Origin of the sequence: Cupriavidus pauculus, assembly GCF_002858765.1 — a bacterium.
Taxonomy (GTDB): domain Bacteria; phylum Pseudomonadota; class Gammaproteobacteria; order Burkholderiales; family Burkholderiaceae; genus Cupriavidus; species Cupriavidus pauculus_B.
Genome location: NZ_PJRP01000006.1, coordinates 299,180 through 311,277 on the forward strand (window position 1 = coordinate 299,180; position 12,098 = coordinate 311,277).

A 12,098-nucleotide genomic window follows, 5' to 3' on the forward strand; every position below is an offset into this window, starting at 1 on the left:
TTGCGATCCGTTGGCCGGGTCAGGTGGTCAGGCTCATGGCGGGGCGCTTGCCGGCCAGCCCGTCGGCCACGCTGTCGAGCACCATGCGGATCATGGCGGCGCGCGTTTCCCACGTGGCGCTGGCGCGATGGGCCTGCAGCGTGGTGCGGTCCGACTGGCGCAGCGCCAGCGGCACGCGCGGTTCGTCCACAAAGACATCCAGGCCCGCGCCCGCAATGCGGCCCGCCTCGATCGCCTGCGTCAGGTCGTCTTCGTTGACCAGACGGCCGCGTGCCACGTTGATCAGGAAGCCGCGCGGCCCCAGGGCGTCGAGCACGGCGGCATTGACGATGCCTTCTGCCTTGTCGGCGGCGGCACACAGCACCAGCGCGTCGCTGTTGCGCGCCAGATCGATCAGGTCGGGCAAGAATTCGTGCGGCAGGTCGTCCATGGCGCGCAGGTCCGTGTAGCGGATCGGGCAGCCGAATGCCGCGGCCCGGGTGGCCACCGCGCGGCCCACGCGGCCCATGCCGACGATGCCCACCCGCATGCCGCTGAAGCGGCGCGCCAGCGGGATGGCCGACGGCTGCGGAAAGCGTTCCCACTGGCCGTCGCGGACAAAGCGGTCGCCGGCGGCGATGTTGCGGCAGGCGGCAATCAGCAGGCCAATCGCCAGGTCGGCCACGTCCTCGGTCAAGGCGCCGATCGTGGCGGTGACCGGCAGCTTGCGTTCGCGGCAATAGGCCAGGTCGACGGCGTCGGTGCCCACGCCATTGACGGCCACCACCTTCAGGGCCGGCAGGCGCTCCAGCATGGCGCGCGAAATGCCGGTGTGACCACCCGTGACGACGGCCTGGATCGACGCGCCGTGCTGCGCGAACCAGGCGTCCTGGTCTTCGATCTCGAACAGCTTGTGTACCTGGTACAGCGAAGCCAGTTCGTCGTTGGCGGCGGGAATCAGGATGGGATTCAGTTGCAGGATCTGCGGCTTCATGAGCTGTCCGTTGTCGGCTGGAATGTGGAACTCATGGTAGATACATGTTGATGCGGTGCGCAATATTGATATATAAAATCAACATAAATAAATGCCGCAGCGCGTGCAGGAGTGCAGATGGGTGCCTGGATATCGATGGACGAAGCGTGTTCGCGGCTTGGCGTGCGGCCGCAAACGGTCTACGCGTACGTGAGCCGGGGCAAGATCGAGGTAGCGTCAGATCCTGCGGATACCCGTCGCAGCCTGTATCGCGCCGAGGATGTGGCCGCGCTGGCCCGGCGCAAGCAGGCGGGCCGCAAGCACGAGACGCTGGCCACCAACACGCTGTTTGGGGCCGAGCCGAGCATTCCCACGTCGATCTCGACGTTCGTGCGCGAACGGCTCTACTACCGTGGCCGCGATGCGGTGTCGCTGGCCGAGACGGCCACGCTCGAAGCGGCGGCGCAACTATTGTGGGATTCGGCGCAGGCGGTGGACCTGTCGTCACCCGTGACGGTGGAAAAGCCGGGACGTGTGGCCGCCTTCACCGCGCTGGCCGAACTGGCTGCCACCGGTCACTCCACGCACGGACGCATGACGCGCGTGCTGCATGTGGAAGGCCAGGGGCTGGTGGGCCAGCTCGCCAACGCATTCGGCGCCCAGCCAGGGCATGAACCGCTGCACAATCGCTTCGCGCTGGGATGGGGGCAGGGGCAGACCGTGGCGGAATTGCTACGCGTGGCCATGGTGCTGCTGGTCGATCACGAACTGACCAGTTCGGCATTCGCGGCGCGCATCGCGGCGTCAAACGGGGCGTCGTTGCCCGCCTGCCTGCTCTCGGGCCTGTCCACGCTGTCGGGTCCCCTGCACGGCGATGCCTCGGGGCGCGTCAAGGCGCTGTTCAACGAGGTGGAGCGGCAGGGCGAAGACCAGGTCATCACGCACTACCTGTCGACCGGCCAGCCGCTGCCTGGCTTTGGCCACCATCTCTATCCCGACGGCGATCCGCGTGCTGTCGCGCTGTTGAGCCGGTTCGCGCCGCCCCCCGGTATCGTCCGTTTCATCGAGCAGGCAACGCGGCTGACCGGATTGCAGCCCAATATAGATGTGGCGTTAGCGGCACTTGTCATTCACTGTGGGCTGCCGGATGACGCTGCGTTCGCGATGTTCGCCACGGCGCGCAGCATTGGCCTGCTGGCGCACAGCCTGGAACAGCGGGGGATTGGGCAAGTGATCCGCCCGAGGGGCCGCTATGTCGGCGTGTTGCCGGACAAGAGCTGAATTGGCAAGTATCAGAACAATCCTGATTGTCGACACGGGCCGGGGTGTGATACAAGGTAACCGCACGCTCGCCATACTGGCGGCGTCGTCTTTATCTCGTTTTAGTTGGAATACTCAGAAAATGGCAACAGGTACCGTGAAGTGGTTTAACGATGCGAAGGGTTTTGGTTTCATCTCGCCGGATGACGGCGGTGAAGACCTCTTCGCACACTTCTCCGAAGTTCAGGGCAACGGCTTCAAGTCCCTGCAAGAAGGCCAGAAGGTCAGCTTTGAAGTGAAGCAAGGCCCGAAGGGCAAGCAAGCAGGCAGCATCAAGCCGCTGTAAGCTTCACGCATTGATTGCGTGTGTCACGGCGCCCCGCCTAAAAACGGGGCGCCGCGTCATTTCTGCCTGGCTATTTCTGCTTAACGCTCCAGGAAGAGCTTCAGCTTGTCGGCACGGCTGGGATGCTGCAGCTTGCGCATTGCCTTGGTCTCGATCTGACGGATCCGCTCGCGGGTCACGTCAAACTGCTTGCCGACCTCTTCCAGCGTGTGATCGGAAACCATGTCCAGCCCGAAGCGCATGCGCAGGACCTTCGCCTCGCGCGGCGTGAGTGCGTCCAGCGCCTCGTCGATCGCGGCACGCAGGTTGGCCTGAATCGCGGCCTCGGCCGGCGAACTCGCCGACACGTCCTCGATCATGTCGCCCAGCGTTGCATCGGCATCGTCGCCCACCGGGGTTTCCAGCGAGACCGGTTGTCGCGCGATCCGCAGGATGCCGCGCACCTTCTCCTCGGTCATCTCCATGCGCTCTGCCAGCACCGCAGGATGGGCTTCCTGCCCGGTCTGCTGCAGGATTTCGCGCGAAATCCGGTTCAGCTTGTTGATCGTCTCGATCATGTGGACCGGCACGCGGATGGTGCGCGCCTGATCGGCCAGCGCACGCGTGACAGCCTGCCGCACCCACCACGTGGCGTACGTTGAAAACTTCCAGCCGCGACGGTATTCAAACTTGTCCACCGCCTTCATCAGGCCGATATTGCCTTCCTGGATCAGGTCCAGGAACTGCATGCCGCGGTTGACGTACTTCTTGGCGATGGAAATCACCAGGCGCAGGTTGGCTTCGGTCAGTTCCCGCTTGGCCTGCCGCATCTTCTGCTCGGCGGCGCTCATCTGGCGGTTGATCTGCTTGAGCTGCTGCAGCGGCACCGAGACCGCGGTCTCGATGTCGATGAGCTTGCGCTGGTTGGCCTGAATGGCCGGCAGGTGACGCTCCAGTGCCGGGCCAAACTGCTGCGACGTCGCCGCCGTCTTGCTGGTCCAGTCGAGATCGGTCTCACGGCCCGGGAAGGATTCCACAAACGCTTCGCGCGGCATGCCGCAGCGCTCGACGGCGATCTCCAGAATGCTGCGCTCGATCACGCGCACCGCATCGACCTGTTCGCGCATGCTGGCGCACAGGCGGTCGATCATCTTGGCCGTAAACCGGATGGGGGCCAGTTCGCGCTGGATCTCGGACAGCGTCTGCGCGACGGCCGCCGTGCGGGCCTTGCCCGTCACCGGAGTCTGGGGAAGCTGTGCGTACAGGGCACGCACGCGCGCGAAAATAGCCAGGGTGTCGGTGGTCAGCTGCTCCAGACGGGCGGCATTGGCCTTTTCCGGGTTCGGGGCGTCGGCGTCATCGTCGTCGTCTTCCGAATCGTCGTCCGCGCTGGCGGCGCTGTCATCGTCGTCGTCCGCATCCACGGATGCGTCATCGGTGGCACTGGCCGCGTCGACTTCCTCGGCGCCATCGTTGATGCCGTCGACCAGTTCGTCGATGCGCAGGTCGCCGGCGACGATACGGTCGACGTCGGTCAGCAGCGCCGAGACGATGGACGGGCACGCCGCAACGGTCTGGATCATGTCCTGCAGGCCGCTTTCGATGCGCTTCGCGATCTCGATTTCGCCCGCGCGGGTCAGCAGCTCGCTGGCGCCCATCTCGCGCATGTACAGGCGGACGGGATCGGTGGTGCGGCCGAATTCGGAGTCGACGGTCGACAGTGCGGCTTCCGCTTCCTCGTAAGCCTGGTCGTCGGAAGTTGCGGCAGGGGCGGCATCGTTCAGCAGCAGCGTCTCGGCGTCCGGCGCCTGCTCGTATACGGACACCCCCATGTCGTTGAACGTGCTGACGATGGTTTCCATCGCAGCCGTCTGCGTCACATTGTCGGGAAGGTGATCGTTAATGTCCGCATGGGTCAGGTAGCCGCGCTCCCGGCCAAGCGCGATCAGCGCGCGCATCTGGCGCTGGCGCTCTTCGTCCTGGCGTGCCGCGGACGTGAAGTCCAGCGGTGAGGCGGTTGCCTGGGCCTTGCCGGCCGACTTGCGGCGGGCGGTCTTTGAAATGGCCGTCGTCATGCGGGATGCGGAATCGTCACGAACCGGGTTTGCCAATACATTCTCCTGGACTGGTGGCCGACGATCGTCGCGGACATGACCGTCTGTCAAGCCTGCGGGCGCGAACGAAATCGTGGAATGGCGCACGGAACGTCGAGGCCGAATGCCTCCCGCAGAATCCAGTGTGCGCAAAATGGGGAACCGCACATCATACTTGACGAGGTTGTGCGCTGCAATATCCGGCGGCCAATTTTTCGTTGAAACATGCCGATTAGGGCGCATTACAACACAACAAATGAAAGGGCGATGCAGCCGCCGGTGACATATTCTGGTGTGGGGGCAGACGAGGGCATTTCAAGTCAAGGAACTGCGATGACTCAAGGCGCTGAGTTTGGACGGACGGTTCGGCGATTCGACGCGATCATCATCGGCACCGGGCAGGCCGGCCCGGCGCTGGCGGCTCGCCTGGCGGGCGAGGGCATGACGGTGGCCGTCGTCGAGCGTGCGCGCTTTGGCGGCACCTGCGTCAATACCGGCTGCATTCCTACCAAGACGCTTATCGCCAGTGCCTACGCCGCGCATCTGGCACGGCGGGCGGCCGAGTTCGGGGTGACGATCGGCGGGCCGGTGGCCGTCGACATGAAGAAGGTCAAGGCCCGCAAGGACGACATTTCCGGTCAGTCCAGCAGCGGGGTGGAGCAGTGGATGCGCGGCCTGGAACACGCCACGGTCTTCGCAGGGCACGCCCGCTTCGAGAGCCCGCGAACGGTTCGGGTCGGCAGCGAACTGCTGGAAGCCGAGCGGATTTTCGTGAACGTCGGCGGCCGGGCGCTGGTTCCGTCGATGCCCGGGCTGGACCACGTGCCATTCCTGACCAACGCCAGCATGATGGACGTCGATTTCCTGCCGGACCACCTGATCGTCGTGGGCGGCAGCTACATTGGCCTGGAGTTTGGCCAGATGTACCGGCGCTTCGGGTCCAGGGTGACCATCGTCGAGAAGGGCCCGCGCCTGATTCAGCGCGAAGACGAGGATGTGTCGCACGCCGTACAGGAGATTCTTGAAGCCGAGGGCATCGAGGTCCGTGTCGGCGCCAACTGCCTGAGCGCGCGCATGGCGGGCCATCAGGTGGCCGTCGGGCTGGATTGTGCGGCGGGAGCGCCCGAAGTGCTCGGCTCGCACCTGCTGATGGCGGTGGGGCGGGTGCCGAACACCGACGATCTGGGGCTAGACAAGGCCGGGGTCGAGACCGATGCGCGGGGCTATATCAAGGTGGACGAACAGCTACGTACCGGCGTCCCGGGGATCTGGGCGCTCGGCGATTGCAACGGCCGCGGCGCCTTCACGCATACCTCGTATAACGACTATGAAATCGTGGCCGCCAACCTGTTCGACAACGATCCGCGCGCGGTAACGGACCGCATTCCCGCCTATGCCCTGTTTATCGACCCGCCGCTTGGTCGCGTGGGCATGACCGAGAGCGAGGCCCGGCAATCGGGTCGCAAAGTGCTGGTCGGCACACGCCCGATGCGCCGCGTCGGACGCGCCGTCGAGAAGGGCGAGAGCCAGGGCTTCATGAAGGTGGTGGTCGATGCGGACACAAGGCAGATTCTCGGTGCCTCGATCCTTGGCCTGGCCGGGGATGAGGTCGTGCATGCCCTGCTCGACGTCATGTATGCCAGGGCGCCGTACACCACCATCAGCCGCGCGGTGCATATCCATCCCACGGTGTCCGAGCTGCTGCCGACCCTGCTGCAGTCGCTGCGGGCGGTGGTCTAGCTGGCAGGTCGCCAACGTGTTGTCACCCCACCGGCGGACGAAAAAAATGCCACGCGGCGGGGACCGCGTGGCATCTGAAGTGAAGAGAGCAGGGGAGGGGTGACCCTGAACTCCGTTGGGTCGCCCGCATTGCACGGGCGACTGCAGTGTAAGAAGACGATTCTGATTGGAATACCGGAATATTCTGAAATGTATGGGCGACTTGCCGCAACGTGTTGCCTCGTGTCGCGAGTGCGGCGGCCCTTCAGGGCCGTTGGGTCTGCATTACCGCTTCGATGTCGCGGTCCTTGGCGTCCCACTGGGCTGCGAGCCAATGGTGAAACGCCGACCGAAAGGCCTTGTCGCCCGCGTAGTCGCCGCCGCAGAAGTCGTCAGGGATCGGAATTTGCCGAATTCTGACGACGATCCGGCCAGCACGGCCCGAGGCAAGGTGCCAGAAGCTCGGCACGCCGTCGGGGTAGATGATCGTCGCATCGACCATCGAGCGGAACTGGGTGCCCATGGCGTTCAGTGTCGTGGCCAGTGCGCCGGCGCGGGGCTTGAGCAGGTGGCGATACGGCGACGATTGGCTCTGGCGACGCGCCGCCGAGAACCGCGTGCCCTCGGCAAACACCATCACACTGGTAGGCACCAGCTTGAATTTCTCGCAGGCGAGGCGCGCGGTCTCCTGATCCTTGCGGCCCAGCGCCGGATTGCGACGCAACTGGGCCTTGCTGTAGCGCTTCATGAACGGAAAGTCCAGCGCCCACCAGGCCAGCCCGATCACCGGCACATAGAGCAGCTGCTGCTTCAGGAAGAACTTCAGCAACGGAATGCGCTTGTTCAGCACGCGTTGGAGCACAAAGATGTCCACCCACGACTGGTGGTTGCAGTTGACCAGATACCAGTCGTCCAGGCGCAGATCCGTATTGCCACGGACGTCCCAGATTTCAGGCTGGAGCCGCGCGATCCAGCGCGTGTTCCGCGATACCCAGCCCGTTGCGATGCCATTCAGCCAGGGGTCCACGCGCCGGCGCACCGCCGGGGTCGGTATGGCCAGCTTGAGCAGCGCCAGCGGAACAATCGGAACAAAGCAGGCCAGCGTGTTGAGCGCCAGCAGCGTGGCGCTGAGCAGGCCGGTCAGCGATGCCAGGCGCCTTGGCCGGGTCGCGGACGCGGACTGGCGGGCCTTTTCGGGTGGCTGGGGCGCGGAGGATTCGAGACGCGAGGTGGACGACGAAGGTGCCGAAGGTGACGAAGGGGACGAAGGGGACGAAGAGGAGGTCGAATTCATGTTCGCAAGTTTGCAAGAGCCTGAAGCGCGTCAATTTGTCTTCGATCAATTTGAAGACGTTTGAAACTAAAGAATCGACGATTTGGCGGGGCCTTGCGCCGGCCACGCCGCTTCGGACGCGTCCGATAGCAGGCAAGGCCGACGCAGCAGTCGGATCAACGCTGGCCCGGGTTTGGCGGCGTCGGCGCGGATGCTGGCATGGAGGGCTTCGGAGGACCGGCGTCAAGCAGCGCGGCAATCTCGGGGTCTCGCTGGCCGATGTCCCAATCGCCGGCGGAGACCCTTGCGAAGTGCTCCGTGCAAAGCTGCGTGACCACTTCCGGTTGGTCGTGCTCCAGGGCCACGCGCATCACGTCGAGCTGCTGGTTGGTGAAGCTTTCGATCAGCGTCGCGTGCTGGTCCAGCAGTGTCTGGTTGGCCTGCCGCTCGCTCTCGCCGGTGCCGTTGGCGGCAGTGTCCTCCAGGCGCTGGCGATAGATCCGGGCTACCGCCAGCCGGGGCGCGTTGCGATCCTGCCAGAGGCTCCATGCCGATTCGACGGCCTTGCGCGCCGGTGGCGCGTGCTCGATGCAAAAATCGACCGTGTTGCGCAGCACGGCTTCGTCCATCTGGGGCACCAGCCCGGCGGACACTTCGAGTTCGCTGCGCGTGTCGGGCTGCGAAGACGGGACGGGCGCCTGCGCTTCGCGCGAGCATCCCGTGGCCACAAGGGCGGCCACGACGGTGGCCAGCATGATCTGGACGGTATTGAGGCGATACATCCGGTGGAGGTTGTCTGTCGATCGGCGGCATTCTAACCGGCCAGGGGGCTGCCGGCCCCGCCCGCCGGCCCGCGCGGTTCGCCAGCGGGTAAAATGCCGTCCCCCGCATCCATCCAGATTTCGTACGCACATGGCAGTCTCGCGCAGTAAAAAACAGGCAACGCTGATCGGGCTTGTCGCGGTTCTCTTGTGGAGTTCGATCGTCGGACTGATCCGGGGCGTGAGCGAGAGTTTCGGCGCCACGGGTGGTGCGGCGCTGATGTATACAGTGGCTGCCGCGCTGCTCTGGCTGACGGTGGGGCCGCCGCGCACCCGGGCGTTGCCGCGCGCCTACCTGATCTGGGGCAGCCTGCTGTTCGTGGCGTACGAGCTGTGCCTGTCGCTGTCCATCGGGTATGCCAATACCGGCCGGCAGGCCATTGAAGTGGGCATGGTCAACTACCTGTGGCCGAGCTTCACGATGCTGGCCGCCATCGCCTTCAACGGGCAACGGGCCAACTGGCTGGTCGTGCCGGGGTTCCTGCTGGCCATCCTGGGGATTGCCTCGGTGCTGGGCGGCGATCAGGGACTGGACCTGGCGGGCATGGCCGGCAACGTGCAGGACAACCCGCTCAGCTATGGCCTGGCTTTCGCCGGCGCCATGATCTGGGCCGGGTATTGCACGGTGACAAGCCGCATCGCACAAGGCAAGAATGCCGTCACGCTGTTTTTCATGCTGACCGCGCTGGCGCTGTGGGGCAAATACCTGTTCACCGATGGCGAAACCATGGTGATCGGTCTCAAGGGCATCACCTATCTGATACTGGCCGCCTGCGCGATGGGATTCGGCTATGCCGCGTGGAACGTCGGCATCCTGCAGGGCAACGTCACCGTGCTGGCGGGCGCGTCGTACTTCATCCCCGTGATCTCGGCCGCGGTGGCCGCCGTGCTGCTGCACGCCCCGCTTTCCCTGTCGTTCTGGAAAGGGGCGGCAATGGTCTGTGCGGGGTCGATTCTGTGCTGGCTTGCGACGCGAGGACGCGGCACGCGGGGGCCGGCCGCGTCGCAAACCAGGACGTGAGTCAGGCACGCCGGCGAGGCGTGCGGCACGCCCTTCAGGGCGCTACTGGCACTGGCTGAGCGCGCCGGCCGCGTTGCTGTCGTCGCCGCGGAATCCCAGCCACGAGCCCGGCCCGTTGGCTGACTTGCGTACGACCGCTGCGGAGCCGGCGGGTGGCTGCTGCCCGGGCACGTAGACGTCAAAGGCCTGGTCGTTGGCCAGCATGTACTGCATCCACACCTGCTGTTTGGTGGCATCCGCCCATTTCTGCCCGATGCATTGCGCGGCATCCTTTGGCGCCAGCTTGCTTTCGCCAACGGCGCGCGTGGTCGGGGTGGGCGGCGGGGTATAGGGAGAGGGCATGTTGGCAGCGCAGCCTGCAAGCGTGGCCGCGGCCAGCGCGACGATGAAGGGATACTTCATATTATTGACTCCATATCCGATCGTGGAATGCACCGATGGCTTGCCCATCGCATGAGCGCCTGCCGGTGCGTCTGAGATGCACGGTACGTACGCGATACGCCACGTCGTACCAGATACGAGTCTAGGCGCCAGATGCGCGATAGGCCTATGCGCGTTGTGCCATCTTTCCATGTCGGTATTTGTCTGATATCGAAAATTGCCTCCGGGGAAACTTTCGGCCGTCGCAGGCGTCGCTATCTGCATATCCGTAGTGCAACCGCGCAGAGGGTCTGACAGATGAACATGGCAATCGTGGTGAGTCATCCCTGGTTTGGCACGGCGATGGGTGCCGTCGCCGCCATTCTTCTGGGTCTGCTTGTCCATCGGCTGGGCGGCCTGCTGCTGTTGCGGATGACCCGGCATACCCCGGTATTGCACGCAATGGTGGTGAAGGCGCGGGTGCCGGCCAAGGTGGTGCTGCCGCTGTTCCTGTTGCAGACCACGTGGCAGGCTGCCCCTGACGACCTGGCCTGGATCAACAGCGTCCGGCACCTGAACGGCCTGCTGATGATCGTGTCGATGACCTGGCTGCTGGTGCGCATCATTGCCGGGTTCGCGCAGGGTGTGCTGGACCAGCACCCGGTCAACGTGGCCGACAACATGGGCGCGCGTCGCATCCATACCCAGACGCGCGTGATCTCGCGCATCGCCATGACGCTTGTCATCGTGATGGGCGCGGCGATGCTGCTGATGACGTTTCCCGGCGCCCGCCAGGTGGGCGCGAGCCTGCTGGCATCGGCCGGGGTGGTCGGCCTGATTGCCGGCTTTGCGGCCAAGCCCGTGTTCAGCAACATGATCGCCGGGTTGCAGTTGGCGCTGACGCAGCCGCTGCGGCTCGACGACGTGCTGATCGTCGAGGGCGAATGGGGCCGCGTGGAGGAAATCACCAGTACCTACGTGGTGCTGCAGATCTGGGACGAACGTCGCCTGATCATTCCGCTGCAGTATTTCATCGAAAAGCCATTCCAGAACTGGACGCGCAACAGCGCGCAGATCATGGGGTCGGTCTTTTTCCACGTGGACTACGGCATGCCGCTGGCGCCGTTGCGCGAGGCGCTGACGCGCATCGTGCAAGCGCGTCCGGAGTGGGATGGCCGATTCTTTAATCTCGTGGTCAGCGACACTACCGACAAGACGATGCAGTTGCGCGTGCTGTGCACGGCGGCATCGTCGGGCCTTGCCTGGGATTTGCGCTGCGCGGTGCGCGAAGCGCTGATCGACTTCATGCAGCGCGAGTATCCGCAATTCCTGCCACGGCTGAGGATCGAGGGGGATAGCGGCAGCGACCGCTAGCCGCATATGTCCATCCGAAAAGGATAGAGAAACGGGCAGCACACGCTGCCCGTTTCTCCGTCGCTCCCCCTCCTGTTACTGCGCGACTGCCACCTCTCCTGTTGCCTGACGTTCCATCCGCTGCTGCTGGCGCAGTGCCTCGGTCGTCGTGCCCTGGCCATTCGGTGCCCAGCCCGGGGGCATCAGCAGGTAGCCGATGGCGCTCAGCAGGTTGCCCGATGCCATCATGTCCTTGCCCAGGCTGATCCAGTGCTCGAACTGGTTGACCAGCGGGTTGTGCGTGGTGGTCGGATGCACCAGGCCGAAGCGGCACGGTTGGTCGTCGCGCTCTGCCACGTAGGTGCCGAACAGGCGATCGAAGATGATCAGCACGCCGCCGTAGTTGGCATCGAGGTAGTCGACATTCGAAGCATGGTGCACGCGGTGGGCCGACGGGGTGTTGAACACGTATTCGAGCCAGCCCAGCTTGGGAATCCAGGTGGTGTGCAGCCAGAACTGGTACAGCAGGTTCAGGCTCAGCGTGGCCAGTACCACCTCGGGGCGCACGCCCAGGAACACCAGCGGCGCGAAGAAGATGGCGGTGCCGGTGATCTTGCCGGTCCAGCCCAGGCGATACGCGGTGCCCAGCGTCAGTTCATTCGGCGAGTGGTGCACGGCGTGCGTGGCCCAGAAGAAGCGGATGCGGTGCGAGGCGCGGTGATACCAGTAGTAGCAGAATTCCTGGCCGACGAAGAGCAGCAGCACGGCCAGCGCGCTGTTGATTTCCACCGTGAAGATGCGGTGCTGCCAGGCCAGTGCGAAGATCGGTGCGGCCAGCGACAGCGGCAGGAAGGCCATCAGCTTGCGGCCGATCATGTCGACCAGCGACAGCCCCATTTCATGCCACGGGTAGGCCTTGCC

The 12,098-nt window shown here is 64.8% G+C and carries 11 protein-coding genes; 5 read left to right on the forward strand and 6 right to left on the reverse strand.

Features of this window, described 5'->3' with window-relative positions:
* Window positions 1-19: 19 nt before the first annotated feature.
* Complete coding sequence (locus CYJ10_RS15675) at window positions 20-973, reverse strand: 2-hydroxyacid dehydrogenase (protein ID WP_101682394.1); 954 nt, start codon at window positions 971-973, stop codon at window positions 20-22.
* 117 nt (window positions 974-1,090) lie between these two features.
* Here CYJ10_RS15675 and CYJ10_RS15680 point away from each other — a divergent pair, with 117 nt between their 5' ends.
* Together CYJ10_RS15680 and CYJ10_RS15685 are read left to right on the forward strand one after the other, a co-directional pair.
* Window positions 1,091-2,233, forward strand: a complete 1,143-nt coding sequence (locus CYJ10_RS15680) for a citrate/2-methylcitrate synthase (RefSeq protein ID WP_101682395.1) — start codon at window positions 1,091-1,093, stop codon at window positions 2,231-2,233.
* Between the two features lie 121 nt (window positions 2,234-2,354).
* Window positions 2,355-2,558, forward strand: coding sequence for a cold-shock protein (locus CYJ10_RS15685; protein ID WP_101682396.1), 204 nt, complete (start codon window positions 2,355-2,357; stop codon window positions 2,556-2,558).
* 80 nt (window positions 2,559-2,638) lie between these two features.
* On the opposite strand, the gene rpoD is transcribed toward CYJ10_RS15685, so the two are convergent.
* On the reverse strand, window positions 2,639-4,648 hold the full coding sequence (gene rpoD / locus CYJ10_RS15690) for an RNA polymerase sigma factor RpoD (protein ID WP_257993352.1): 2,010 nt from the start codon (window positions 4,646-4,648) through the stop codon (window positions 2,639-2,641).
* Between the two features lie 315 nt (window positions 4,649-4,963).
* Between rpoD and CYJ10_RS15695 the strand changes: the two genes are divergently transcribed.
* The gene (locus tag CYJ10_RS15695) at window positions 4,964-6,370 is read left to right on the forward strand and encodes an FAD-containing oxidoreductase (protein ID WP_101682398.1); all 1,407 of its coding nucleotides are present in this window, start codon (window positions 4,964-4,966) and stop codon (window positions 6,368-6,370) included.
* Between the two features lie 244 nt (window positions 6,371-6,614).
* Here CYJ10_RS15695 and CYJ10_RS15700 read toward each other — a convergent pair whose 3' ends face one another.
* Window positions 6,615-7,643: an acyltransferase gene (locus tag CYJ10_RS15700; protein ID WP_101682399.1), complete on the reverse strand. Its 1,029-nt coding sequence runs from the start codon at window positions 7,641-7,643 to the stop codon at window positions 6,615-6,617.
* 155 nt (window positions 7,644-7,798) lie between these two features.
* A complete protein-coding gene (locus tag CYJ10_RS15705) occupies window positions 7,799-8,404 on the reverse strand; it encodes a hypothetical protein (RefSeq protein ID WP_101682400.1) in 606 nt (201 codons plus the stop codon).
* Window positions 8,405-8,534: 130 nt separating this feature from the next.
* Between CYJ10_RS15705 and yddG the strand changes: the two genes are divergently transcribed.
* Window positions 8,535-9,464, forward strand: a complete 930-nt coding sequence (gene yddG / locus CYJ10_RS15710; protein WP_101682401.1) for an aromatic amino acid DMT transporter YddG — start codon at window positions 8,535-8,537, stop codon at window positions 9,462-9,464.
* 42 nt (window positions 9,465-9,506) lie between these two features.
* On the opposite strand, the gene CYJ10_RS15715 is transcribed toward yddG, so the two are convergent.
* Window positions 9,507-9,866 carry a hypothetical protein gene (locus CYJ10_RS15715; RefSeq protein ID WP_101682402.1) on the reverse strand — a complete coding sequence of 120 codons (360 nt, stop codon included), beginning with the start codon at window positions 9,864-9,866 and terminating at the stop codon, window positions 9,507-9,509.
* A gap of 276 nt (window positions 9,867-10,142) precedes the next feature.
* On the opposite strand from CYJ10_RS15715, the gene CYJ10_RS15720 reads away from it, so the two are divergent.
* On the forward strand, window positions 10,143-11,198 hold the full coding sequence (locus CYJ10_RS15720) for a mechanosensitive ion channel family protein (RefSeq protein WP_101682403.1): 1,056 nt from the start codon (window positions 10,143-10,145) through the stop codon (window positions 11,196-11,198).
* A 75-nt stretch (window positions 11,199-11,273) separates the two neighbouring features.
* Here the strand turns inward: CYJ10_RS15720 and CYJ10_RS15725 are convergent.
* Window positions 11,274-12,098 (reverse strand): sterol desaturase family protein (locus tag CYJ10_RS15725; RefSeq protein WP_101682467.1); only part of this gene is annotated, 825 nt, incomplete at its 5' end.

What these genes read in the sequence shown, in the direction of transcription:
- CYJ10_RS15700 (WP_101682399.1), bottom strand. Translation starts at nt 7,643, where the DNA reads ATGAATTCGACCTCCTCTTCGTCCCCTTCGTCCCCTTCGTCACCTTCG.
- CYJ10_RS15685 (WP_101682396.1), top strand. Translation starts at nt 2,355, where the DNA reads ATGGCAACAGGTACCGTGAAGTGGTTTAACGATGCGAAGGGTTTTGGT.
- CYJ10_RS15695 (WP_101682398.1), top strand. Translation starts at nt 4,964, where the DNA reads ATGACTCAAGGCGCTGAGTTTGGACGGACGGTTCGGCGATTCGACGCG.
- CYJ10_RS15715 (WP_101682402.1), bottom strand. Translation starts at nt 9,866, where the DNA reads ATGAAGTATCCCTTCATCGTCGCGCTGGCCGCGGCCACGCTTGCAGGC.
- CYJ10_RS15680 (WP_101682395.1), top strand. Translation starts at nt 1,091, where the DNA reads ATGGGTGCCTGGATATCGATGGACGAAGCGTGTTCGCGGCTTGGCGTG.
- CYJ10_RS15675 (WP_101682394.1), bottom strand. Translation starts at nt 973, where the DNA reads ATGAAGCCGCAGATCCTGCAACTGAATCCCATCCTGATTCCCGCCGCC.
- CYJ10_RS15705 (WP_101682400.1), bottom strand. Translation starts at nt 8,404, where the DNA reads ATGTATCGCCTCAATACCGTCCAGATCATGCTGGCCACCGTCGTGGCC.
- yddG (WP_101682401.1), top strand. Translation starts at nt 8,535, where the DNA reads ATGGCAGTCTCGCGCAGTAAAAAACAGGCAACGCTGATCGGGCTTGTC.
- CYJ10_RS15720 (WP_101682403.1), top strand. Translation starts at nt 10,143, where the DNA reads ATGAACATGGCAATCGTGGTGAGTCATCCCTGGTTTGGCACGGCGATG.